Source organism: Gordonia sp. YC-XJ4, assembly GCF_059511865.1.
The window spans coordinates 734,754-758,362 of sequence record NZ_CM183447.1 but is presented as its reverse complement, the minus strand read 5'-3'; the positions used below and the strand labels follow the sequence as shown (position 1 = coordinate 758,362).

Here is a 23,609-nt window from a genome sequence, read left to right as displayed (position 1 = left end):
CAGCGCATGAACGTGTCACTCGCATGCCGCCGGCTCCACAGAGAGGTTGACGATGAGTTCGCTCGGTTCGAATGTCCTCACCACCATCGCCCCGACAGCTCTACAGGAAATGCGCTCGCGCCTCGGTGACGTGGGAGTGGGGTCCACCGCGGCCACCATCGCACTGGCCACCGCCTGGTGGGCCGCGCGCAGCAGCGCCGTCGACGGTTCACCGGCCCCGGCCGTATCGCTGCGCGTCGTCGACGGTGGCCGCACGACCACCGAGATCAGCACGACACCACTATTCGGATCGAGCTCCCCCGGCGAGGTCGGCCTGGTCGACGTGGCCGGCGGGCTGGATACTGTTGCTGCGCTGCGAAACCGCACGGAGAAGTCCGAGGACACCGCCGTCGTCGCCGAGGTGGGGTCGGTGCGGGTCAGCACCCGCCTCGACGGCGACGGGCTCGGCGTGAGCACCGACGCGCCGGTCTCACCCGACGACCTCACCGACCTCGTCGGCGATCTCGTCACCCACCCCGATCGTCGCCTGGACTCCGTCCGGCCCGACACCGCCGAGCAGCGTCTGCGGCGCCAGCGTCGATGGAATGACACCGATGCCCCGCGGCGGCGACCGGATGTGGTGGAACTGATCGCCGACCACGTGCGGGCCACACCGGATGCGCTTGCCGTGATCGACGACCGGCATCGATTGTCGTATCGCGAACTATGGCTCCGCGCAGCCTCTCTGGCCGATGAACTCGAGGACCGCGGTATCGGTGACGAGGCGCTCGTCGGGATCGCGATGGATCGTGGGGCCGACATGGTGGTGGCCATCGTGGCCGCGCTGATGACCGGTGGTGCGTTCGTGCCGGTCGACCCCGAGTGGCCCGATGCCCGCCGGCGCGACGTCATCGGGCGCGCGCAGGTACGGGTGCTCGTCACCCGTCGCGGCGCGGACTCGCCCCACGACGGCGCGGATGACCCGGCGATCATCGAATTCGACTGCGACGCAGAACTACCCGATCAGGAGGTCGATCCCGCCACGCGACCGATGCGCGGAGCCGGGCTCGCCTATGTCGTGTTCACCTCGGGATCGACCGGAAAACCCAAGGGCGCCATGATCCGGCGTGAGGCCATCGTCGAACGACTGCTCTGGCAACGCGATGAGATCCTCGGGTTCGGCCCGACCGATGCCGCATTGTTCAAGGCGCCGTTGGCTTTCGACATCTCCATCAACGAGATCCTGCTGCCGTTGATCAGCGGTGGCCGGGTGGTGGTCGCCCACGCCGGTGGTGAACGCGATCCACAGTATCTGCTCGATCTGATCGCCCGCGAGCACGTCACCTTCGCCTACCTGGTCTCGTCGATGCTCGACGTGCTGCTCGCGCTGGCCGACGGCGGGTCGCGGCTGGACTCCTTGCGGCACGTCTGGTGCGGCGGGGAACTGTTGACGCAGGCTCTGTTCCGGCGTTTCCGGGAACAACTGCAGATCCCGATGTACCACGGATACGGTCCGGCCGAGGCGACGATCGGTGTCTCCCACGTGATCTATGCCGGCGACGACGACCGCATGGGGCCGTCGATCGGGTCGGCGAACCCCAACACCGCGCTGTATGTCCTTGACGCCGAGCTGCGGCCCAGCGTGGCCGGCGAGCCCGGCGAGCTGTATGCGGCCGGGTTCCTGCTCGGCCGTGGGTATGTGGGCCAGGGCGATCTCACCGCGGCTCGCTACGTGGCCGACCCGTTCGGACGGCCGGGCGAGCGCATGTACCGCACCGGCGATCTGGCGCGGCGCCTCGACGACGGATCACTGGAATTTCTCGGCCGCGCCGACAACCAGGTCAAGGTCCGCGGGATGCGCCTCGAACTCGAGGACGTCGAGGCCGGGTTGGCCGAGCATCCCGATGTGCGAATGCCCTGTGTGACACTGCAGGACGGCCGGCTGATCGGCTACGTCGTCTGCCACCGAGGCCGCCACCCGAGCGGGGCGGACATCCGGGAATGGTCGCGGTCGGTGCTGCCCGACTACATGGTGCCCGCGACGGTGATGGTGCTCGACGCGTTCCCGATGACGGTCAACGGCAAGCTCGATCGGCGCGCGCTACCCGATCCGGACTTCTCCGAAGCGCTCGGCCCGCAGCCAGATCTCGCGGTCGGCGAGCCCCGCGCGGAGGCCTCCCCGGCGCTGGCCGCGGTGACCGCGGCACTCGCCGGAGCTCTCGGTATCGACCGGATCGGTCCCGACACCGACTTCTTCGACGTCGGCGGGGATTCACTGCGCGCCATCGGGGTCCTCGGCGCGCTGCGCCGAGAGGGCTGGAGCGCAACGGTGTCCGATGTCTTCGACGCCCGCACACCACGTGCGCTGGCCGCGCGTGTCACCCGCGCCGGCCACCAGCCCGACCCCGACGACCGGCCGGACGGTGTCGTCGATGCGATGCCGATCATCCGATGGGCGGGCGAGATCGCCGAGCACATCGACGGATTCGTGCAGGCCGTCGAGCTTCGCGCCCCGGACGATCTCGATCAGGCTGCCGCGCAGTCGATCCTGACCGCAACCGTCCGCGCGCACCCGGCACTCGCAGCGACCGTGGTCACCGGACCACGGCTGCACCTGCGGATACCGCGCGCCGAGGAGATCGACGTCGTACCCGTGACCGAATTGGCTTCGGGCACAGCGGACGAGAGCATCGAGCTGCTGACCGGGCAGCTCGATCCGGCGCACGGCGTGGTGCTGGCCGCCGGTCTGCGCGTGGCGGCCGACGGCACCCGCGGACTTCTCGTCGTCATCCACCACCTGGTGATCGACGGTGTGTCCTGGGACATCCTCACCGACGACCTCACACGCGCAATGGCGGCGTGGCGCGAGGGGTTACTCGACGATTCCGGTTCTCCGACAACCAATGTGGACCCTCCGGTGCAGGCCGAGGGCACCTCACTGCGGCGATGGAGCGAACTACTCATTGCGGCCGCGCCCGACATCGAGGCCGACCGTACCTACTTCGACGACGTGCTCGCCCACCCCGACACCCCGCTGGCCGACGACCCCACGGAGCTGACCGCCCGCGTCGCAGACGAGGTGACGCGGGTGCACGAGTTCGGCGGGCCGGGGGCCGAGGCACTGCTCGGTGAGGTCGTCGCCGGATACGCCACCAGCGCCGAAGCGGTGTTGATGACGGCACTGTCGCTGACCTTGGCCCGGTTCCGATCAGAACAACGGGGAGCGGACCACCAGGGGGCGCACGCCCACACCCACAGCGTCGTCGAACTCGAGGGCCACGGCCGCGAGACCCGGCACATCCCGACCCCGGGCGGCGGCGAGGCCGATCTGAGTCGTACCGTCGGCTGGTTCACCACGCTGTATCCGGTGCTCGTCGACCCCGGCGCCGTCGACCTCGACGACCCCGCCGAGGTGAGCCGCGCACTCAAGGCCGTCAAGGACCAGCTGTCGGCGGTGCCCCACCGCGGTATCGGTTACGGCATTACCCGTTATCTCGGCCCAGACCACGGAGACACCGACCACGCCGATGCGGTGCCGGACCGGTCGCCGCAGGTGCTGTTCAACTATCTGGGCCGGGTCGGGGCCGCCGAGGCCAAAGACTTCGCGCCGCTGGGTCCGACGGGCCAACTCGGTGAGCGTCGCGACCCGCGGCAACGCCTCCCCCGTGAACTCGAGTTCAACGCCATCACCGAACCCGGCCCCGACGGGGCCGTGCTCCGCACCACGATCTCCTGGGCTGCCGGCCGGTTCGGTGACGACCGGATCGACAGGCTCCTGGACTTGTGGGAGCGCTCTCTGCGGGCGGTATCCGGGATCGCCGCGCTGGCATCGCATTCGGCCGGTGACTTCGCCCTGACCCCGGGCGGCGAGGTGATCCTCGATCAGGACGAACTCGACGCCATCGACGGACCCGGCCTCGTCGACGTGCTGCCGCCGACCCCGCTGCAGCAGGGCATGCATTTCCACAGCATCTTCGACGGCGCACAGTCGAGTATGTATGTGGAGCAACAGATCCTGACGCTGCGCGGAACCCTCGACGTCGAGCGGCTGCAGACGGCGGCCGCGATGTTGTTGCGGCGCCACCCCACCCTGGCCGCGGCGTTCCGGACGACACGGTCGGGTCGGGTGTATCAGCTCCTCGACACCGACTGCGCCGACCGGCTCGAGTTCACCGTGCTCGACCGGACCGCCGAACAGGTGAGCATCGACGAGATCGCCCGCGCCGATCGCGACCGCGGCTTCGATCCCGAGACGGCACCCCTGATGCGCTACACGGTGATCCCCGACGGCGACGACCACGTCGTGGTGCAGACGGTGCACCACCTGATCGCAGACGGGTGGTCGGTGCCGATCGCGTTGCGCGAGTTGTTCGCCGCGTACCGGGATACCGGCTACGGGGATATCGGCTACGGGGATACCACCGGACGCGACCGCACCGAGGTGCCCGCACACCGCCTCGACCGAGGTTTCGCCGGTTACCTGCGCTGGATCGCCGCCCGCCCCCACGACACCGACGTGGCGCGCTGGCGCGACGAACTCGCCGGTCGGCTCCATCCGGTGGTGGTGGCGCCGGGCGCCACGGCGTCGACCACCCTGGCCGAGATGGCGCTCGACGCACCGGAACTCGCAACGCTGGCGGCACGGACCCGTGCGGCCGGGCTGCGCCTCCCCGATGTCGTGGAGGCCGCATGGGGATTGGCGCTGCGCCGAATGACCGGTGTCGACGATGGCACCGACGTGGTGTTCGGTTCGACCGTCTCCGGACGGGACGCACCGGTGGACGGGATCGACGACGCCGTCGGCATGTTCATCAACACCGTGCCCGTCCGCGCGCCGGGCGCGGCGCCCACCCGGCGCGCCCGCGACCTCGTCGATGGTCTCGCCGCACACCACGATCGGGTTCGCGACTGCCTGCACATCGGCCTGACCGACATCGCCCGCACTGCCGGACGGTCGGCGGGAGAGCTGTTCGACACCCTCGTGGTGGTGGAGATCGGCACCGGAGCCGATCAGATCGACACCAGCGGAACGGGTCTGGAGATCGTCGACATCGTCAACGACGGCGCCCCACATTATCCGCTCACGCTGGTGATCACCCCGGACTCCCCTGCACCGCTGCGACTGATCCACGACGAGTCGGTGATCCCTCGCGCTCGCGCCGAACGCATCGCCGCGCACCTCGTCACCGCGACCACGATGCTGCTGACCGACTGCACCGTCGCGGAGGTGAGTTCAGCCCTCGATGCCCCCGTTGATCACGACGAGCACGACGACCGGGATGATGCGACGCTCGCGCACGTGTGGAACTCGGCGGTCCGCGCGCACCATGACCGTCCAGCACTCGGCGACCTGCGGGCCCAGTCGGCCCCGGCCACCCGCACCTACGGCGAGATCGATTCCTCTGCAACAGCACTCGCCGAGCAGATCCGCCGCGCCCTACCCGCCCTGACGGCCGGTGACCCACCACCGCGCGTCGCATTGCTGATCGAGCGCTCGAGCCGCTTCGCCGAGGCCGTCATCGCCGCGGTACTGGCCGGGGTCACCTATGTCCCGCTCGATCCGTACTCGCCGCAGCAGCGCCTCGACCTCATCGTCGACGACTGCCGGCCCGCCCTGATCGTCGCCTCTCCCGACCATGCGGGGCTCGCGAAACGCATCGCCGACGACCACATCCCGGTCCTGTGCCCCGATCCCGACCGGCGCGACTCGCCCGCCGAGCCGGGCGGTGCACTCCCGCAACCACATCGCGTCCGCCCCGACGACCCCGCATACATCCTCTACACCTCCGGCTCCACCGGGGTCCCCAAGGGCGTCGTGGTGACGCACCGCAACGTCGTGTCGCTGCTACGCAACGCCGAGAGCCACGTGGTGACCGGCCCCGACGACATCTGGTGCGTCGCACACTCCTTCGCTTTCGACTTCTCGGTCTGGGAGCTGTGGGCACCACTGCGCGCCGGCGCGCTGGCCGTCGTGGTCGATCACGCGCTGACCCGCATCCCGGCCGATCTCGCCTGCGCACTGCGCGATGCGCGGATCACCGTGCTCAATCAGACTCCGACGGCCTTCGCCGCCCTCGACGCGACCGGCGTGACGCTTCCGGATCTGCGGTACCTGATCTTCGGCGGCGAACGTCTCGAGCCGGCGCTGACCGGCCGGTGGCTGGACCGCCACCCCGATGCGGTGGCGATCAACATGTACGGGATCACCGAGACCACGGTGCACGTCACGGCGCTGGCGATCACCGAAGGGATTCGCGAGGACTCGGGCAGCCCCATCGGCCGTCCGCTCGACGGTCTGGTGACGCATGTGCTCGACGAGCAACTCCGTCCGGTGGCGGTGGGCGACACCGGCATCCTGTACGTCTCCGGACCGCAGGTGTCGGCGGGGTACCACCGGCGTCCGGACCTGACCGCCACCCGATTCGTCGCAAACCCGTTCCGTACCAATCCTTTGCGAGACGGTGGCGACCGCCTGTACTGCTCCGGTGATGTGGTGCGGGTACGGCCCGACGGCGGGATGGACTACATCGGCCGGGCCGATCGGCAGGTACAGGTACGCGGCTTCCGGATCGAGACGGGCGAGGTGGAGGCCGCGTTACGCCGTTCCGGGGTCGCCACCGAGGCCGCCGTGCTGGCCGTCGACACCGCCGACGGTCCGCGCCTGCGTGCAGCGATCGTCGCCGACGGCGCACAAGGCTCCGGTGAGGATCACGCGGCCCGCGCGCGGCGCGCGGCTCGGGAGTCTCTTCCGGCGCACATGGTGCCCGACGAGGTGCTCGTGGTGGATGCCCTGCCGCGCACCGTCAACGGCAAACGCGATGACGAGCGGCTGCGGGAACTACTCGTCACGATCCCCGTCGCCGCGATCCCCGAGATGGCAGCACCGGACAGCGGAGACCCCCACGTCCCGGACACGCGGGTCACCGCCGTGGCGTCGGTGATCGCCGAAGCCCTCGACCTCGACGCGGTCGGCGGCAATGACGATTTCTTCATGCTCGGCGGCGACTCGATCGTGGCGATCAGGGTGGCCAACCGGCTCACCGCGAGCGGCGTCAAGGTGACCCCGCGCGGTGTGTTCCTCGGCCGTACCCCGGCGCGGATCGCCGAACGCCTCGGTACCGATGCGGTGCCCGTCTTGAGCAGTGCGGCAGCGGATTCCGGAACCGGCGTGGCACCCGTGCCGACGCCCATCCTGCTCCGCCAGCACGAGTGGGGATTCCCCGATGACCTGGTGCAGGCACGGCTGGTCCGGACGCCGCAGGGCGTCACCGCCGATCAGCTCCGCACCGCTCTCACCGCCGCCGTCGACGCACACCCGATGCTCGGCGCCGTGATCACCGGCACCGAGGCCGATGCGGCGCTGTCGATCTCGATGCCGGACTCCGGTCCGGCGACGCCGCCGGTGCGGGAGTCGGCGTCGGCCGACCCGGCCGATGCGGTGCGTGAACTGATCGACGACATCAGCCTCGCCGACGGCCGACCGATCGCCGCTGCCCTCCTCGACGCCGGACAGTGCGTGGTGCTGCTGGCCCACCATGCGGTGGTCGACAGCGTGTCGTGGATGGTCATCGTCGACGACCTCGAGCAGGCCCTGCGTGGCGGGCGTCCGGCTGCGGAGCCGAGTTCGTATGCCACGTATGCGCAGCAGGTGATGCGCGCGGCCTACAGCCCCGTCATCGCATCGGATCTCGAGCATTGGCGAGACCTGCACACCACCGAGCCACTGGTCGCGGCAACGGTATTCGACGCACACCGGATCACCACCCACACCGTCGAGGTCGACGGTCCGGAGGTGGCTGTCGTCATCGACGAGGCCGCGTCCGCGCTCGGTGGGGCGGTCACCGAGGTGATCGTCGCCCTCGTGCTCGCGTCGGTCGCACGTCTGCTCGGCACCGAACCCACCCTGCTCGTCGACATCGAAGGGCACGGTCGCCCCGATCCGGGTGAGCCGGTGCGCGGCGGCGACGTGGCGCTGGACTGCGGTCGCACCGTCGGATGGTTCACCCAGATCGCACCGGTGCGGGTGACGGCCCGTACCGACGCCGCGGTGACCTCCCGCGAACTGGCCGCGGCTCTCGCCGATCAGCCGGACCCGCTGGGCTACATGGCCTTACGCCACATCCACGCGCGGACGTCCCGACTGCTCGCCGAGGGCGGAGCACAGATCCTGGTGAATTATCTGGGTCGCGGCGAGAGCCGTGAGGTGTTGCCCACCCCACCACCGTCCGCCCCGCCGCGCACCCCGTACGCCGTCGAGGCCGACGTCTGGGTCAGTGGGTCATCACCGCGCCTGGTGGTGCAATTCGCCGTGGCCGAGTCGATCTCGGACATCGTCGGCCAGGAGATCACCGCCGAAACGATCACCGACGCGGTGCGGAGCAGCGTCGGCGCGCTGGCCGCCGAGATCGACCGGACGGCCGATCGTGGCCCGGTGCCGGTGCCGCCGACGGTGTTGCAGCGGGGCCTGCTGTTCCAGTCGCAGGTCGCGCCGTCGGGGTCCTATCACGCGCAGACCGCGTTGACCTTCGACCGGGAGATCGATCCGGATCAGCTCGCCGAGGCCTTCGCCGACGCCGTCGTCGTGCACCCGGCGATGGGCGCGCGATTCGATCTGAGTGCGGCATCACCCACCCAGTACCTGCCCGGGCGTGACGAGCGCGTGCTGTTGCCGGTCGAGGTCGTCCACACCGACAGCACCTCGTCCGACGAGCATGCCCTGCGGGAACGTGATCGCGCACAGGCGATTCCGCTCGACCGCTCGCCCGCCGCCCGTGCAATCATCGTCCGGCGCGCCGGCCACGGTGACACGGTGTTGTTCACCTATCACCTCGCACTGCTCGACGGGTGGTCGAGGGCGCGTTTCCTCACCGAGTTCCTCGACCGGTTGCGTGATCGCGAACAGTCCGCGGTGCGTACCCCGCGGCCGGCACGGCCCGGATTCGCCGAGGTGGCCACACTGCTGGACGCCCGAGATGACCGGCAGGACCTCGCATTCTGGCGTTCGGCTCTCGGCGGAATGGCCGGGCCGACACTGGTGGGCCGGACCGCGGAGGTCGGCGCACCGGCCCCGGTAGCGGCCGAGGTGTTGCCGCGCAAGATCATCCGCTCCCTCGACGCCACCGAGACCGCCGATCTCCTCGCGGCGGGTCGCGCGCACGGGGTGACGTTGACGGCGTTGGCCACCGTCGCCATGGCGTTGACCCTGCACCGAGCGACCGGTGAGTCCGACGTGATGTTCGGGCTGTCGGTGTCGGGGCGCGACCTGCTGGAGGTGCCCGGCATCGACGAGGTCGTGGGCGTACTCCTCAACACCGTGCCGGTCCGTGTCCAGGTCGACGCGTGGCGTCCGATCCGGGATATGTTGCGCAGCATCTCCGACGCTCGTGCCGCGGCGATGCCGCATGACGGGGCCGATCTCGGTGAGATCCATCGAGAGCTCGGGGTCACCGCCCTCTTCGATTCGCTGGTGGTGATCCAGAACTTCCTCGACCCGGAGGCGGCCCGCGAGACCCGGGACCGGCACGGGATTCTCACCGAGGAGGCCGAGGACTCCACCCACTTCGCGCTGACGTGGGTGTTCACCCCCGGCGACGAGATGACGCTGAAGGTCGAATATCGCGCCGAACTGGTCGACGAGACCACGGCGACGCGGCTGGCCGACCACGCCATGACCGTGCTGCGGGCACTCTCGCGCACCGCGCAGGCGCCGGATACTCCGTTGGCCGCCCTGCCGGAGGCATCCGATCCTGCTGTGTCAGGCCCGAATCCGGCTGCGGTGGCGGCCGCGAACCGGCCGTGGTCGTCGACCGTGATGGACGAGTTCGCCGGGGCCGTGCGCCGCGAACCGGAGTCGGTGGCACTGGTGTGCGGCGCGGTGCGGTGGAGCCTTGGGGAGCTTGCCGATCGGGTCATGCGGCTGGCCGGCCGGCTCGCGGAGGCGTCGGTCGCGCCCGGCTCGACCGTCGCGATCGCCGTTCCCCGCTCCGCCGAGGTGGTCGTCGCCATCCTCGGGGTGCTGTGGTCCGGCGCGCGATACACGCCACTGGATCTCGAACATCCCGACGATCGGCTGCGCGCGATCTGCGACGACTGCGATCCCGACATCGTCCTGGTCTCCGACGAGTCGAGCCAGCGCATGTCGACGGTGGTTCCCGCCGACCGGCTGATGCCGGTCACCGACGATCCCGCGGCACCGGCGCTGGCCGCCTCGCGCGCCCGCCCGGACGGCGACGCGTACGTGATCTATACCTCCGGGAGCACCGGAACCCCCAAGGGCGTCGTCATCGGCCACGCCGGCCTGGCCAACATGCTGGCCAATCACCGGCGTCGGATCTTCACCCCGGCGGTGCGGGCCGCCAACCGGAGATTCCGGGTGGCCCACGCCATCTCGTTCGCCTTCGACATGTCGTGGGAGGAACTCCTGTGGCTCGCGGAGGGTCACGAGGTGCACATCTGCGACGAGGAACTGCGCCGCGACGCCACCGGGCTCGTCGCCTACGTCGCCGAGCACCGGATCGATGTCCTCAACGTCACGCCCGGACAGGCCGATCAACTCGTGGCCGAGGGACTTCTCGCGGCGCAGGCACACATTCCGCCGCTCATCCTGCTCGGCGGTGAGGCGGTGTCGGCCACCCTGTGGGCGCGGCTGCGGGCCACCGCGGGTACCCGCGGCTACAACCTGTACGGGCCCACCGAATACACGATCAACACCCTTGGCGTGGGTACCGACGAGTCGGCCATGCCGTCCATCGGACGGCCGGTGGACAACACCGAGGTGATGATCCTCGACAAGTGGCTGCGTCCGGTGCCCGACGGGGTGGCCGGCGAGTTGTATGTCACCGGTGTGGGATTGGCTCGCGGCTACCTCCATCTCGCGGCCCGGACCGCCGCGACGATGGTGGCGTGCCCGGCCGGCGCCGCGGGTGAGCGCATGTATCGCACCGGAGACCTGGTGCGGCGTAACAGCGACGGCCTGATCGACTATCTCGGTCGCACCGACGACCAGGTGAAGATCCGCGGCCATCGGGTCGATCCCGCCGAGGTGTCGGCGGTGGTGCTCGAGCGGTTCGCCGACCATGTCCGCGATGCGGTGACCATCGCCCGTGACGGGGTGTTGTGCTGTCATCTGGTGGCCGACACCGACGATCCGGCTCACCTGACGACCCTGGTGCGCGACGGCTTGCGTGACGCGCTGCCCGACTACCTGGTGCCCACCCGATTCTCGGTGCAGGAACGGATTCCGTTGACACTCAACGGCAAGATCGACCATGCCAAGCTCGGCGCGGGAGACCTCGTCGAGTCCGGCGGCCGCCCGCTGGCCGGGCCGCAGGAGGAACTCGTCGCCGACCTGATGGCCGAAGCCCTCGACTGCGACGATGTCGACTCCGATGTCGACTTCTTCGCGGTCGGCGGGCATTCGATGTCGGCGGTTCGTCTGGCCGCGCTGCTGCGGGGCGAGTTCGGGCGACCGGTCTCGGTGCGGGAGGTCTACGAGCTTCGGACCGTCTCGGCGATGGCCGCCGAATTCGGTTGAGACACAATGACTGCGACCAGGTGGTCACAGCACGTTCAGTGCCGTGTGGTGAGCTCGTCGCAGAGGTCACGGACCAGCGCGAGCCGCCACACGGCATGATCGTGGCCGCCGTCGATGACGCGCATGGTCGCCCGGGCGCCGCGGTCGGCGAGCGCGGCGCGCACCGCGTCGATGTGCCGGTGCATGGCGGGCTCGCCACTGCCGACGGTGAACCGGAACGAGCGGGCCGGCGACGAGAGGTCGAGCGTGTCGTCGTCGAGTTCTCCGAGGACCGCACCACCGTCCGGCCCGTCGAGTGGCCCGCCCGCCGCCGGCGCCGGCCACCAGAACGAGGGTGATTGTGCGACAACGGCATCGATGCCCTGTGTCGCCGAGCCCGCGCGCGCGGCGGCCACCGCGGCACGCACCGCGGCGATTCCGCCGAGGCTCTGCGCGGCCAGGACGGTGTACCCGCGACGCAACCCCCGCCCGACGAGAACGGCGTCCACGGCGGCCAGCACCGACGTCGCCACCGCGGATGCCGTTGCCGCTGAGGTCAGTTCGTCCTCCCGCGCCGACCGGTCGAGCGGTGCGGGCAGGTAGGCCAGTGCCACCGAGTCGAGCACCGACACCCACTCGGACGATCCGGCCGCCGCGGCGGCCAGCGCGGACGACAGCGGATACAGGTGCAGCCAGTCATCGCCGTCGAGCAGCAGCACCACCGGGACGACGCCGTCGGCGGCGGGCCGTCGCGGAGCGCTCAGGTGCATCGTCGCGCGACGGCCGAGGACACCACGATCGAGTCGAATGCGCTGCGGGCGAGAGCTTTCCGCGGCCTCCTCGACCGAATCGGCCGAGTCCGGTCGCCACAGGTCCACCCCGTCGAGCCCCGACCGCGGCGCGTGCGGATGGGTGAGCAGCGACACCAGCCCACCCGGGCTGTCGGCGTTGAACGGATCGGCGCCGGGTGCATCGTCACCGAGTGCGATGCGATAACTGGTTGCCGGAAAGGTGATCTCGACGCGGGCGACGCCGGGCGCCTCGGGCAGCGGCAACGACGCGCCACCCACCAGCGCCGCGAGATCGCTGGCCGCGATCGGCACGAACCCGACCGGCGGACCGCCGTCCTCGCGGACAACGGTGCCGCCGCGCGCGTCGAGGTCGGTGATCAGCAAGGCCTCGGCACTTCCGTCGGGCAGGACGCGATACCGCGGCCAGCACGGCGATCTGCGCTCGTCCACGAGATCGAAGACCACCCCGGGGTGCGGTGTGAGCAGGTCAGCGGAGACGGGCATTTTGACCCTTTCGTGGAATTGACTCATAAGCTAAGGCTCCACTAACCTACCGTGGTGCGCGTAGTGACCTTCGGTTATCAGACCTGGGGACACCGGACTCTCACCGCGGCCCTGAAATCGGGGCACGACGTCGTCCTGGCCGTCACCCATCCCACCAGCTCCCACCCCTACGAGCAGATGTTCAGCGACTCCGTCGAGGATCTCGCACAGGCTCACGGTGTACCGGTCCACGTGGCCCAGCGGGCCGACGACGCCCTGATCGACGCGGTGCACCGGGCCAAGCCCGACGTGATCCTGGCCAACAACTGGCGGACCTGGTTGCCCAAGAGCGTCTTCGATCTACCCACCCACGGCACCCTCAACGTCCACGACTCCCTGCTGCCCGAGTACGCGGGATTCTCGCCGGTCCTCTGGGCCCTGCTCAATCGGGAGAGCCGCGTCGGGGTGACTGTCCACCGCATGGACGAGACACTCGACGGCGGCCCGATCGTGGCGCAGCAGTCGATCCCGGTGGGACCGACGGCCACCACCACCGAACTCGTGGCGGCCACCACCGAGTTGATCGAACCCCTGGTGCTCTCGACGCTGTCGGCCCTCGCCGACGGCACCCTCACCGATCACCACCAGGACCCGGCTCGCGCCACCTATTTCCACAAGCGCTCCGACCGCGAGTCCCGGATCGACTTCACCGCGAGCGCCGCCGACATCGAGCTGTTGGTGCGCGCCCAGTCCGACCCGTACCCGAACGCGCACTTCCGATTCCGCGGTGAGCGGCTGCGGGTGATCCGCGCGCATGTGTCGCGGGGCCGCTTCGGCGGCACCCCCGGACGCGTCACCGTCGAGTGTGAAGGCGGCATCGCGGTGGTGTGCGGCTCCGACGCCCCCAATCGTCCGGCCCCGGCGATCGTCCTCGATCGTCTGCGGCTCGACGACGGCCGGGAGGTACCGGCCACCGAGTACTTCGGCACGCGTGCCGGTTATGTGGACGAAATCTGATCGGCTTCGCCGAGAGAACACAGGAGATATGGTGACGTTCAACAAGATACGTGGTGGCGCTGTCCTGATGGCGCTCGTCGCCCTGGTGGCGGCGCTCCTCACGGCCTGCGGCTCGGATTCCGACGACTCGTCGTCGAGCGCGGCGCCGGCGGCCGAGCAGGGTGCACTGCCGGCGACCATCACCCACAAATTCGGTTCCACCGAGGTCACCGCGGTACCCAAGCGCGTGGTGTCGCTGGGCTACACCGACCAGGATGCGTTGCTGGCGCTCGGCGTGGTGCCGGTGACGGTGCGCAACTGGGACGGCATGACCACCACCAAGGGCGCGGCGGTCGGCGCGTGGGCCACCGATCTGCTCAAGGGCCAGAAGCCGGAGATCTACAACGCCGAGGAGATCGATCCGGAAGCCATCGCCGCGATGAAACCGGATCTGATCGTCGCCGTCTACTCCGGTATCGACAAGGACACCTATGACGCGTTGTCCAAGATCGCCCCGGTGATCGCCCAGAAGGCCGACTACGCCGACTACGAGCAGCCGTGGGACGTGACCACCGAGGAGATCGGTGCCGCTGTCGGACAACCCAAGAAGGCTGCCGAGCTCGTTGCAGGCGTGAAGAAGAAGATCACCGACCTCGGTGCCGCCCACCCGAATTGGAAGGGCAAGACGATCAGCGTCGCCACCTACGACGGCAGCGCACTGTCGGCGTTCTCCGCGGCCGATCCCCGCACGCAGTTCTTCACCTCGCTCGGCTTCGCGCCGAACACCCAGGTCGATCAGGCCGCCGGGGACAAGTTCTATGCGACGCTGTCGCTGGAGGAAGCCCGCAAGCTCGACACCGACGTGATCGTGTGGGATCAGCTGTCCTACGCCCCCAAGGGCAAGCAGACGGTCCTGGACCAGAGTGCGCTGGCCAACCTGCCCGCGGTCAAGGACAACCACAGCGTCTACCTCGAGGGTGAACTCGAGAAGGCGTTCGGCTGGCAGACCGTGCTCAGCCTCGGTTACGTCGTCGACAACATCGGGACGCCGCTGGCGCAGGCCGCCGGCTAGCGCTCACGGCCTCCCCTCGACGAGGGCCCGTACCGTCACCTCTCCCCGAGGTCTCGGTACGGGCCCTTCTCGTACTCCGGACCAGTCGTTCTGCCTCGGTTCTGGACATCAAGTTCACTTGAAGTTCTAACCTGGCTGCCATGAGCATGGAATCGGTCGCGTGGGACGTCATGTACAAATCGATGACCTCCCCCGACGGCACGCCCCGCAGCCCCGATCGGCGCGGCACACTGCGCCGGATCGGCGGCTTCGCCCGCCCGCATGCCCGCCGGATCGTCGCCTTCTTGGTGTTGTCGATCTTCACCGCCGTGCTGACGGTGGTGACACCACTGCTGGCCGGGCACGTGGTCAACCTGATCACCGCACAGGATTCCGGCGCCGCCGCGGCCATCGCGGGCTTCGCCGGCCTGATCGCCGTGATCGCGGTGGCCGAGGCGGCCGCGTCGGTGGTGACGCGGTGGCTCTCGGCCAACATCGGCGAGGGTCTGATCCTGGATCTGCGCCGCGCGGTCTTCGACCACGTCCAGCGCATGCCCGTCGCGTTCTTCACCCGCACCCGCACCGGCGCCCTGGTGAGCAGGCTCAACAACGACGTCATCGGCGCCCAACGCGCGTTCAGTGACACGCTCTCGGGGGTGGTGTCGAATCTGGTGACGCTGGTGCTGACGCTCGGCGTGATGATCGCGATCAGCTGGCAGATCACAGTGCTGGCGTTGATCCTGTTGCCGGTCTTCGTCATTCCGGCCCGCCGCCTCGGCAAGCGGATGGCGGCGTTGTCGCGGGAGGCCGCCGAACACAACGCCCGCATGTCCACCCAGATGACCGAACGGTTCTCCGCTCCGGGAGCGACACTGGTCAAATTGTTCGGACGTCCCGAGCAGGAGTCGGCGGAGTTCGCCGACCGCGCGGATCGTGTGCGCGACATCGGGGTTCGGCGCGCGATGCTGCAGACGGTGTTCATGACGGCGCTGACGTTGGTCTCGGCGCTGGCGCTCGCGTTGGTGTACGGACTCGGGGGCTGGCTGGCCGTACACCAGCACCTGTCGGCCGGGGCCGTCGTCTCCCTGGCCCTGCTGCTCACCCGCATGTACGCGCCGCTGACCGCGCTGGCCAACGCCCGCGTCGAGATCATGAGTGCGCTGGTCAGTTTCGAGCGGGTCTTCGAGGTGCTCGACCTGCGACCACTGATCGTCGACAAGCCCGACGCCGTCGACGTCCCCCGCTCCGACGCCGGGGTGTCGGTGCGCTTCCGTGACGTGTCGTTCGCCTACCCGTCGGCCGACAAGGTGTCGCTGGCCTCCCTGGAAGAGGTTGCGCAACTGGATAATCGGGGCGGCCAGACGGTGCTGCACCACATCGACCTCGACGTCCCCGCCGGCGGCGAGCTCGCCCTCGTCGGCAGCTCCGGCGCGGGCAAGTCGACCATCGCATCGCTGGCCACCCGCCTCTACGACGTCGATGACGGCGGTATCGAGCTCAACGGCGTGGACCTGCGTGACCTGACCGCCACCACCGTGCATCGCACCGTCGGGCTGGTCACCCAGGACGGTCACCTGTTCCACGACACCGTTCGCGCCAATCTGGTTCTGGCACAGCCGGACGCATCCGACGACGAGATCTGGGAGGCACTGCGCCGGGCCCGACTCGACGAATTGATCGCGTCGCTGCCCGAGGGACTCGACACCGTCGTCGGCGAACGCGGCTACCGGCTCTCCGGCGGTGAGCGGCAGCGGTTGACAATCGCGCGGCTGCTCCTGGCGAAACCGTCGGTGGTGATCCTCGACGAGGCCACCGCACATCTGGATTCGACGTCGGAGGCCGCGGTCTCCGAAGCCCTCGGCGAAGCCCTGGCCGGACGCACCTCCATCGTCATCGCGCATCGCCTCTCGACGATCCGCGCCGCCGATCAGATCGCCGTCATCGAGGACGGCCGGATCGTCGAACGCGGTGACCACCCCACGCTTCTCGCACGAGGCGGTCGGTACGCACAGCTCTATCGCACCCAGTTCGCCGCCGACGACGACGAGGCGTGCTGCGCGGCCGGGGCGTAGGGCGTTTGGCGGTTCCGCGGGTTCAGCTCTCGGGTGCGCGGCCGGTCGTGCGCCGCGCGATCAGTGTCGGCGGTAGGACGATATCGCTCACCGCATGACCGCCGAGCTGACCGACGGCCTGCGCGACGACCTCATGCGCGAGTCGGTCGGTGTCCTGGGCAATCGTGGACAGGTCGATATGCGCGAGTCGTGACAGCCGGGAGTCGTCGTAACCCATGACCGAAATGTCCTCGGGCACAGACTTGCCTCGGCGGACGAGCACGTCGAGGACGCCGATCGCCACGCGGTCGTTGAAAGCCATGACCGCCGTCGCCGTGTCGCCCTGATCGAGAAGCGCGGTCATGGCGCTGACACCGTCGGTCTCGGCGGAGCCCCCGTGCACCACTCGCCCGTCGATTCCCAGTTCTGTTGTACGCCTGAGGAACCCGGACACCCGGTCGCCGCTACCCGGCGCGTCCCCGCCGTCGATGTAGGCGATACGGCGATGGCCGAGGACGGCCAGGTGATCCACCCCGAGGATGATCCCGAGGTCGTCGTCCATGCGGACCGCTCCCACCGTGTCGACCCCGGGCGCGCGGGCGACCACCTGGACCGGAACACGGTGGGCCAGGTCCCCGAGATCAGCAGGCCCCAACCGCGAACCGAGAAGGATGAGCGCTTCGCATCGTTCGCGTACCAGCGCCTCGATGGCCGTCTTCTCATCCCGAGTCGGTGCGATCCCGCTGAGCACAAGGTCGTAGCCGCGGTCCGTCATGGCCGGATACAGCTGTTCGACGAGGTCGCCGTGAAAAGGCTGTTGCAACTCGAATGTGACACCGAGCAGACCGGATCGGATCTGCCGAAGCTTTTGTGCGTGCCGGTCGGGGACGTAGCCGAGTTCGTCGGCGACGCGTTTGATCCGTTCACGTGTGGCCTCACTCGCTCCGGGCACCTCCCGGAACACGATCGAGACCAGCGCCGTCGAGACCCCGGCCGCCGCGGCGACATCGGCCATCGTCGGTCGCCCTGAGGCCATCGGCCGCTCCCTCGCTCGCATGTGTTCCCACCACCGTCCGTCCATCATGATGCACCCCGACCCTGATGTGTCCGTCGGGCGCTTGACCCTCCCGGAGTGATGTGGCTAACATCCCTAGAACGTACTACTAGAACGTACTAGTCGACGTTGGTCCGCCCACAGGAGAGAGCCATGACCCCGCAGTCCCCATCGCAACCATCACCGCAGCGACCGACCCCGGTACGCGTCGCCCTGATCGGCGCCGGCCGCATCGGATCGAGCCACGCCGAGTTGATCGCCCGGCACGTTCCGGGCGCCGAACTCGTCGCCGTCGCCGACCCCACCCCCGCCGCCGACGCCCTCGCCGAACGACTCGGTGTCGACTGCGAACATTCGGCGCAGGCGGTGCTCGCTCGTCCCGACGTCGACGCGGTGCTGATCACCACACCGGCGCGCACCCACACCGACCTGGTCGTCGAGGCCGCGGCCGCGGGTAAGCACGTCTTCGTCGAGAAGCCGATGGCCGTCACACTCGCCGACGCGGACCGCGCGATCGCAGCCGCCACCGACGCCCGCATCGTCCTGCAGGTGGGCTTCAATCGGCGTTTCGCCCCCGGCTTCGTCGCCGCCCGCGAAGCGATCGACGCCGGTCGCATCGGCACCCCGCACCTGCTCCGGTCGCTGACCCGCGACCCCGGGCCGTTCACCGCCGACCCGGCACGCATCCCGCAGTGGACGATCTTCCTGGAGACACTGATCCACGACTTCGACACGCTCTGCTATCTCAACCCGGGGGCCGCACCCGTGACGGTCACCGCTCACGCCGACGCACTCGTCCGGCCCGACGCGAAGTCGTCTGGACACCTCGATACCGCCGTGGTCACCATCGTCTTCGACAACGGTGCGATGGCGACCGCCGAAGCGAGCTTCTCCGCCATGTACGGCTACGACGTGCGCGGTGAGGTCTTCGGTTCCGGCGGGATGGTCACCGCAGGCGACATCCGCCGCACCGATATGACGTGCTATTCCGCTGACGGCATCGCCGTCGACACCGCCCGACGCGACACCGACCTGCTCCGATCGGCCTACCTCGCCGAGCTCACCGCATTCACCGACGCGGTTCGGAACGGAGAGTCGTCTCTGGTCGGCGGCAACGACGCCCGGACCGCACTGTCGATCGCGCTCGCCGCGATCCGCAGCGTCGAAACCGGTTCGACCGTCACCGTCTCCGCCATCGAGAACTCCACGGGGGTGGCGGCATGAGCGTCCGTCTGGCCGCGTGCGCGGAAATGCTCTATCTGGATCAGCCCTTCGGTGACCGCGTCAAACGGATCACCGAACACGGCATGCTCGTCGAGATCTGGGACTGGGCGACCAAGGATCTCGACGCACTAGCCGCCTCCGGGGCCGAATTCTCTTCGATGACCGGCTATTTGCGAGGCGATCTCACCACCGACGACGGCATCGCCGAGCTCCTCGCCACAGCCGCGGAGTCGTTGATCGCCGCACAGCGGTTGGACTGCCCACGGCTGAACCTGCACGGCACCGGTCTGGGCGAGCGCGGGCTGCCGGTACATCCCGTGGAGGTGGTCACCCCCGCAATGTGGCTGCGCGCCGCCGACACGCTGCGGCGTATCGCCGAACTCGGCGCAAATGCGGGACGCGTGTTCGTCCTGGAGAATCTGAATCTCGCGGTCGATCACCCCGGCACGCCGTTCGCCGCAGCCGCCGACACCCTGGCCCTCGTGCGGGCCGTCGATCACCCGAATCTGCGCCTGAACCTCGACCTCTATCACGCGCAGATCGGCGAGGGGAATCTCATCGAACTCGTCACCGAGGCACTGCCGTTCATCGGTGAGATCCAGGTCGCCGACGTTCCCGGTCGCTGCGAACCCGGCACCGGCGAGATCAACTACCGCGGCGTCGCCGCAGCCCTCAACCGCATCGGATACGACGGCGTCGTCGGGCTCGAGGCATGGGCCCGCACCGATTCTGATGCTGCGCTCGACGCCTTTCGCGCCGCTTTCACCCCCGCTCTCTGAGCACAGCCCACACTCATCTTCCGAGAACTGGAATACCCATGTCCCACAACCTCTCTGCAAAGGCAGAGCACGCCCTCCCGCCGCTCCGGCCCGGACCTCATCAACGCCGGCTGGACCTGATCGCGGTCGTCGCGACGTTCGGCGGATTGCTCTTCGGTTATGACACCGGAGTGCTCAACGGCGCACTCGAACCGATGACGCGCGACCTCGGTCTGACCTCGACCACCGAGGGCCTGATCGGCGCCGCACTTCTCATCGGCGCGGCCGTCGGCGCCCTGGTCGGCGGCCGGATGAACGACGCCCTCGGCCGCAAGAAGACCTTGACCATCCTCGCCGTGGTCTTCTTCGTCGGCACCTTCGGCGCCGTGTTCGCCCCCGACCTCGGCGTCATGCTACCCGCGCGTTTCATCCTGGGACTGGGCGTCGGCGGTGCGTCGGTCACCGTGCCTGTCTATCTCGCAGAGCTCGCTCCCACCGAGAGACGCGGGCGACTCGCCGGTCGCAACGAACTCGTCATCGTCACCGGCCAGCTGCTCGCATTCGTGATCAACGCCATCATCGGCAACATCTGGGGCGACCACGACGGCGTGTGGCGATACATGCTCGCTGTCTGTGCCATCCCGGCCGTCTTCCTGTTCGTCGGCATGCTGCGGATGCCGGAATCCCCACGCTGGCTCATCTCGCAAGGCCGCCACGACGACGCGCTCGCCGTGCTCATGCAGGTGCGGACAGAGGACCGCGCGCGAGCCGAGATGGCCGAGGTCGAAATTCTCGCCGAAGAGGAAAAGGAATCTCAGACAGGCGGTTTCGCCGATCTTGCGGTTCCATGGGTGCGTCGCCTCCTGATCGCCGCCGTCGGCCTGGCGATCGCGCAACAATGCACCGGTATCAACTCGGTCCTCTATTACGGCCAGCAGCTGCTGATCACCGCGGGCTTCGACAAAGGCACCGCCCTGGTGGTCAACGCGGCCGTGCCCGGCGCGCTCGGAGTCATCGGATCGGTCATCTGCCTGTTCGTGCTCATCGACCGGGTGCCACGACGCAAGCTGATCATCAGCGGTTTCATCGCCACCACCGTGTGCCACGGCCTGATCGTGACCGCGGCGACTTTCTTGCCGGAGGGCACCCTCAAGGCCTACCTGATCCTGGCTCTCATCGGCCTGTTCGTCTTCTCCATGCAGACCATGCTCAATGTACCTGTGTGGGTGTGCCTTTCGGAGATGTTCCCACTGCGCCTGCGCGGCTTCGGTATGGGTGCAGCGGTTCTCATGCTCTGGGTGACCAATGCCGTTCTCACCTACGGATTCCCGATCATGCTCAACCTCACCGGACTTACGGGCTCGTACCTCGTGTTCTTCGTCCTGGGCCTGATCTGCATCGGCTTCTTGTGGAAGATGTTGCCCAACACCAGCGGAAGATCTCTCGAAGAACTCGAGGAACACTTCGCGCGCGGCGAGTTCCCCCGCTCGTGACCCCATCGATTCCCCATCCCCCACCCCTTCCTCGGAGATACCCATGACCATCATCGTTGCCGTAGCACACAGCGCGGAGGGCCGAGCGGCGCTGGCCGCCGCAGCCGACGAGGCCCGGCGCCTCGACACCCCGCTCGTCGCCGTCAATCTCGGGCTCACGCCACTGGACGCCACCGCACTCGCATCAGATCAGCAGATCACGGTCGTCGATCGGGTCGGGCGTGACGACCGCGATCCCGTCGACGCGGTGCTCGACGAGATCTCCGATCGACACGCCACCCGCCTGGTGATCGGTGTCAAGCGACGCACACCCGTCGGAAAACTGATGCTGGGCAGCATCAGCCAACGCCTCCTGCTGAAATCGCCGATCCCCGTGCTGGCAGTGAAAGCTGCGCCCGAGGACGACAACGACATCGAGGGGAATGGGGGCGACTGAGGAGGCTAGGAGTCCTCGTCGTCCGCGGGCTGTGCGGGCGGGGTGAGCCGCGCCTTGCGGTAGGTCATCACGAGCATCGCGATGTTCACCACGATCAGGACGATGCCGAGGGTGACCCACAGCCACCGGCCGTCGCGCCACCACATGTAGGTGAGGAAGCCGACGCAGACCATCACGATGATCGCCCCGATGGTCACCATGCCCCGCGAGAAGGTCTGCGCGGCGCTCTGGAACTGGTGATCGGTCATGATGACGCCGACCCTCCTGGTCTGTGGCTCGGGAAGTACTCAGTGCCCGATGACGATCGTCAACGCGATCGCCACCGCAATCACCACTATGGCAGCGACCACCACCAGCAGATGCGAGGACCCCGGCATCGGGCCACCCTCACGCAGCGCACGATCGGTCCGGCGCCACCGCCAACCGCCCATGACTGCGATCGCACACCCGAGCGCCACCATCACCAGGCCGAGCGTCGTCTCCAGTGTGCGATCGGTGATGTCGGGGGCGACGTAGACGATGGCGACGCCACCGGCCAGAAATCCCAGCGACGTCCGAACCCATGCGAGCAGCGTCCGCTCGGCCGCCAGCGTGAACCGCGCATCTGGCGCGCCGGGAACGTGCGCGGGCTGGTCCCGCTCGTCATCCGGCCCACTTGTTCTCTCGGTCGTCAGCGCTCTTCGCCTCTCGGATCGCGCGGCCGGCGAACTCGGCCGACACCTCGATGGCCTCCAGTGTCTCCCGATGATGCGAACCGAAGACCGGGAACGCGTGAATCTGCCACGAATAGCTGTGCGCCTCCGCCCGGACCCCCGCCTCGTCGAGATTCTCGACGAGGTCGATGACATCGGGTTCGAGCAGTTCGTTCTCCGCGGTGATCATGATGGTCGGGGGGAAGTCCTCCAGCTCGAGGTCGGCGATGCGGCGCACCCCGGTGAAGGCGACCGGGCCGCGCAAGAAGTGCGGCGCGAGCTTGACCAGCTGAGACAAGGGGATGTAGGCATCGGAACGGCTGCTGCGGTCGGGATTGTCGGCCAGATCGAGATCCAACAGCGGCGAGAACCCGATCAGCGCTGCAGGTGCCGGGAGTCCTTGTGCGGCAGCCCCTTCGACGACCTTGGCGGCCAGGAATCCACCCGCCGAATCGCCGGCGACGACGACGCGTCGGTATCCGCGTTCGGTCAGCAACTCCCGGTAGGCCGACATCGCGTCGCTGACCGAGGTACCGACCCCGGCCGCGGGCAGCTGCCGGTAGACGAGGGAGAACACCGGCACCTCGCAGGCGCGCGAGAGTCGCGCCGCGATCGACCGGTGCGTCCCCACCCCGCCGACGACGAAGGCGCCGCCGTGCAGGTAGAGGATCGCGGTGTCGGAGTCCCGGCGTGAGGGGCCGGTGGGCAGGATCACCTCGGCCGGCCGGTCACCGAGGCGAATCTGCTCCCGGACGACGTTGTGCGGTTTGGGCCCGACGGCGAACATGCGATCGATGAGGAAGAGTCCGGCCATACCCTCCCGGTTGAGCGGCCACAGCGACAGCAACGGTTTCAGGAACAGCCGGCTGCCCACCCAGATCGGATACGAGAGCGCGCTGGCCTTGCGGTGTTGGACGATCGGCATACCGAATACCTCCTGTGCCGGCGTCGGGCGGGTCCGATGGGGCATGACCGGTGTGGACGGGTCAGCTCCAACCTCTGGTGTAAGCGAACCTACACCGAGATCAGAGTTCGTTCCGGTTGTTCGGCAGCCTTTGCGTGCAGGGTCACCGCGGGCGGGCGAACGGA

At 68.8% G+C, this 23,609-nt stretch carries 13 protein-coding genes; 8 read left to right on the top strand and 5 right to left on the bottom strand.

Annotated features, from left to right (window positions below):
• Window positions 1–52 precede the first annotated feature (52 nt).
• Complete coding sequence (locus tag AC5ZH6_RS03270) at window positions 53–11,512, top strand: amino acid adenylation domain-containing protein (RefSeq protein ID WP_496168448.1); 11,460 nt, start codon at window positions 53–55, stop codon at window positions 11,510–11,512.
• A 35-nt stretch (window positions 11,513–11,547) separates the two neighbouring features.
• On the opposite strand, the gene AC5ZH6_RS03265 is transcribed toward AC5ZH6_RS03270, so the two are convergent.
• On the bottom strand, window positions 11,548–12,786 hold the full coding sequence (locus tag AC5ZH6_RS03265) for an alpha/beta hydrolase-fold protein (protein WP_271354802.1): 1,239 nt from the start codon (window positions 12,784–12,786) through the stop codon (window positions 11,548–11,550).
• Between the two features lie 54 nt (window positions 12,787–12,840).
• Here AC5ZH6_RS03265 and AC5ZH6_RS03260 point away from each other — a divergent pair, with 54 nt between their 5' ends.
• From AC5ZH6_RS03260 to AC5ZH6_RS03250, 3 genes are all read left to right on the top strand, one after another.
• Complete coding sequence (locus AC5ZH6_RS03260; RefSeq protein WP_079931331.1) at window positions 12,841–13,782, top strand: methionyl-tRNA formyltransferase; 942 nt, start codon at window positions 12,841–12,843, stop codon at window positions 13,780–13,782.
• 28 nt (window positions 13,783–13,810) lie between these two features.
• The gene (locus tag AC5ZH6_RS03255; RefSeq protein WP_271354801.1) at window positions 13,811–14,833 is read left to right on the top strand and encodes an iron-siderophore ABC transporter substrate-binding protein; all 1,023 of its coding nucleotides are present in this window, start codon (window positions 13,811–13,813) and stop codon (window positions 14,831–14,833) included.
• Between the two features lie 140 nt (window positions 14,834–14,973).
• On the top strand, window positions 14,974–16,884 hold the full coding sequence (locus AC5ZH6_RS03250) for an ABC transporter ATP-binding protein (RefSeq protein WP_271354800.1): 1,911 nt from the start codon (window positions 14,974–14,976) through the stop codon (window positions 16,882–16,884).
• A gap of 22 nt (window positions 16,885–16,906) precedes the next feature.
• Here AC5ZH6_RS03250 and AC5ZH6_RS03245 read toward each other — a convergent pair whose 3' ends face one another.
• Window positions 16,907–17,899, bottom strand: coding sequence for a LacI family DNA-binding transcriptional regulator (locus AC5ZH6_RS03245; protein WP_094601734.1), 993 nt, complete (start codon window positions 17,897–17,899; stop codon window positions 16,907–16,909).
• 171 nt (window positions 17,900–18,070) lie between these two features.
• On the opposite strand from AC5ZH6_RS03245, the gene AC5ZH6_RS03240 reads away from it, so the two are divergent.
• The 4 genes from AC5ZH6_RS03240 to AC5ZH6_RS03225 are packed head-to-tail and all read left to right on the top strand — an operon-like array spanning window position 18,071 to window position 21,828.
• Entirely contained in the window at window positions 18,071–19,141 is a 1,071-nt protein-coding gene (locus AC5ZH6_RS03240; RefSeq protein WP_094601733.1) for a Gfo/Idh/MocA family oxidoreductase, read from the top strand.
• Entirely contained in the window at window positions 19,138–19,920 is a 783-nt protein-coding gene (locus AC5ZH6_RS03235; protein WP_006369458.1) for a TIM barrel protein, read from the top strand. Before AC5ZH6_RS03240 ends, AC5ZH6_RS03235 begins: the two co-directional genes overlap by 4 nt.
• 38 nt (window positions 19,921–19,958) lie before the next feature.
• Window positions 19,959–21,392 carry a sugar porter family MFS transporter gene (locus AC5ZH6_RS03230; RefSeq protein ID WP_006369457.1) on the top strand — a complete coding sequence of 478 codons (1,434 nt, stop codon included), beginning with the start codon at window positions 19,959–19,961 and terminating at the stop codon, window positions 21,390–21,392.
• 43 nt (window positions 21,393–21,435) lie between these two features.
• Window positions 21,436–21,828, top strand: coding sequence for a universal stress protein (locus AC5ZH6_RS03225; RefSeq protein ID WP_265077384.1), 393 nt, complete (start codon window positions 21,436–21,438; stop codon window positions 21,826–21,828).
• Between the two features lie 5 nt (window positions 21,829–21,833).
• Here AC5ZH6_RS03225 and AC5ZH6_RS03220 read toward each other — a convergent pair whose 3' ends face one another.
• From AC5ZH6_RS03220 to AC5ZH6_RS03210, 3 genes are read right to left on the bottom strand one after another with little or no spacing between them, the layout of a single operon-like run.
• Window positions 21,834–22,076: a hypothetical protein gene (locus AC5ZH6_RS03220; protein WP_006369455.1), complete on the bottom strand. Its 243-nt coding sequence runs from the start codon at window positions 22,074–22,076 to the stop codon at window positions 21,834–21,836.
• Window positions 22,077–22,115: 39 nt separating this feature from the next.
• A complete protein-coding gene (locus AC5ZH6_RS03215; protein WP_079931337.1) occupies window positions 22,116–22,418 on the bottom strand; it encodes a YidH family protein in 303 nt (100 codons plus the stop codon).
• 52 nt (window positions 22,419–22,470) lie between these two features.
• A complete protein-coding gene (locus tag AC5ZH6_RS03210) occupies window positions 22,471–23,445 on the bottom strand; it encodes an alpha/beta hydrolase (RefSeq protein ID WP_006369453.1) in 975 nt (324 codons plus the stop codon).
• Window positions 23,446–23,609: the final 164 nt, after the last annotated feature.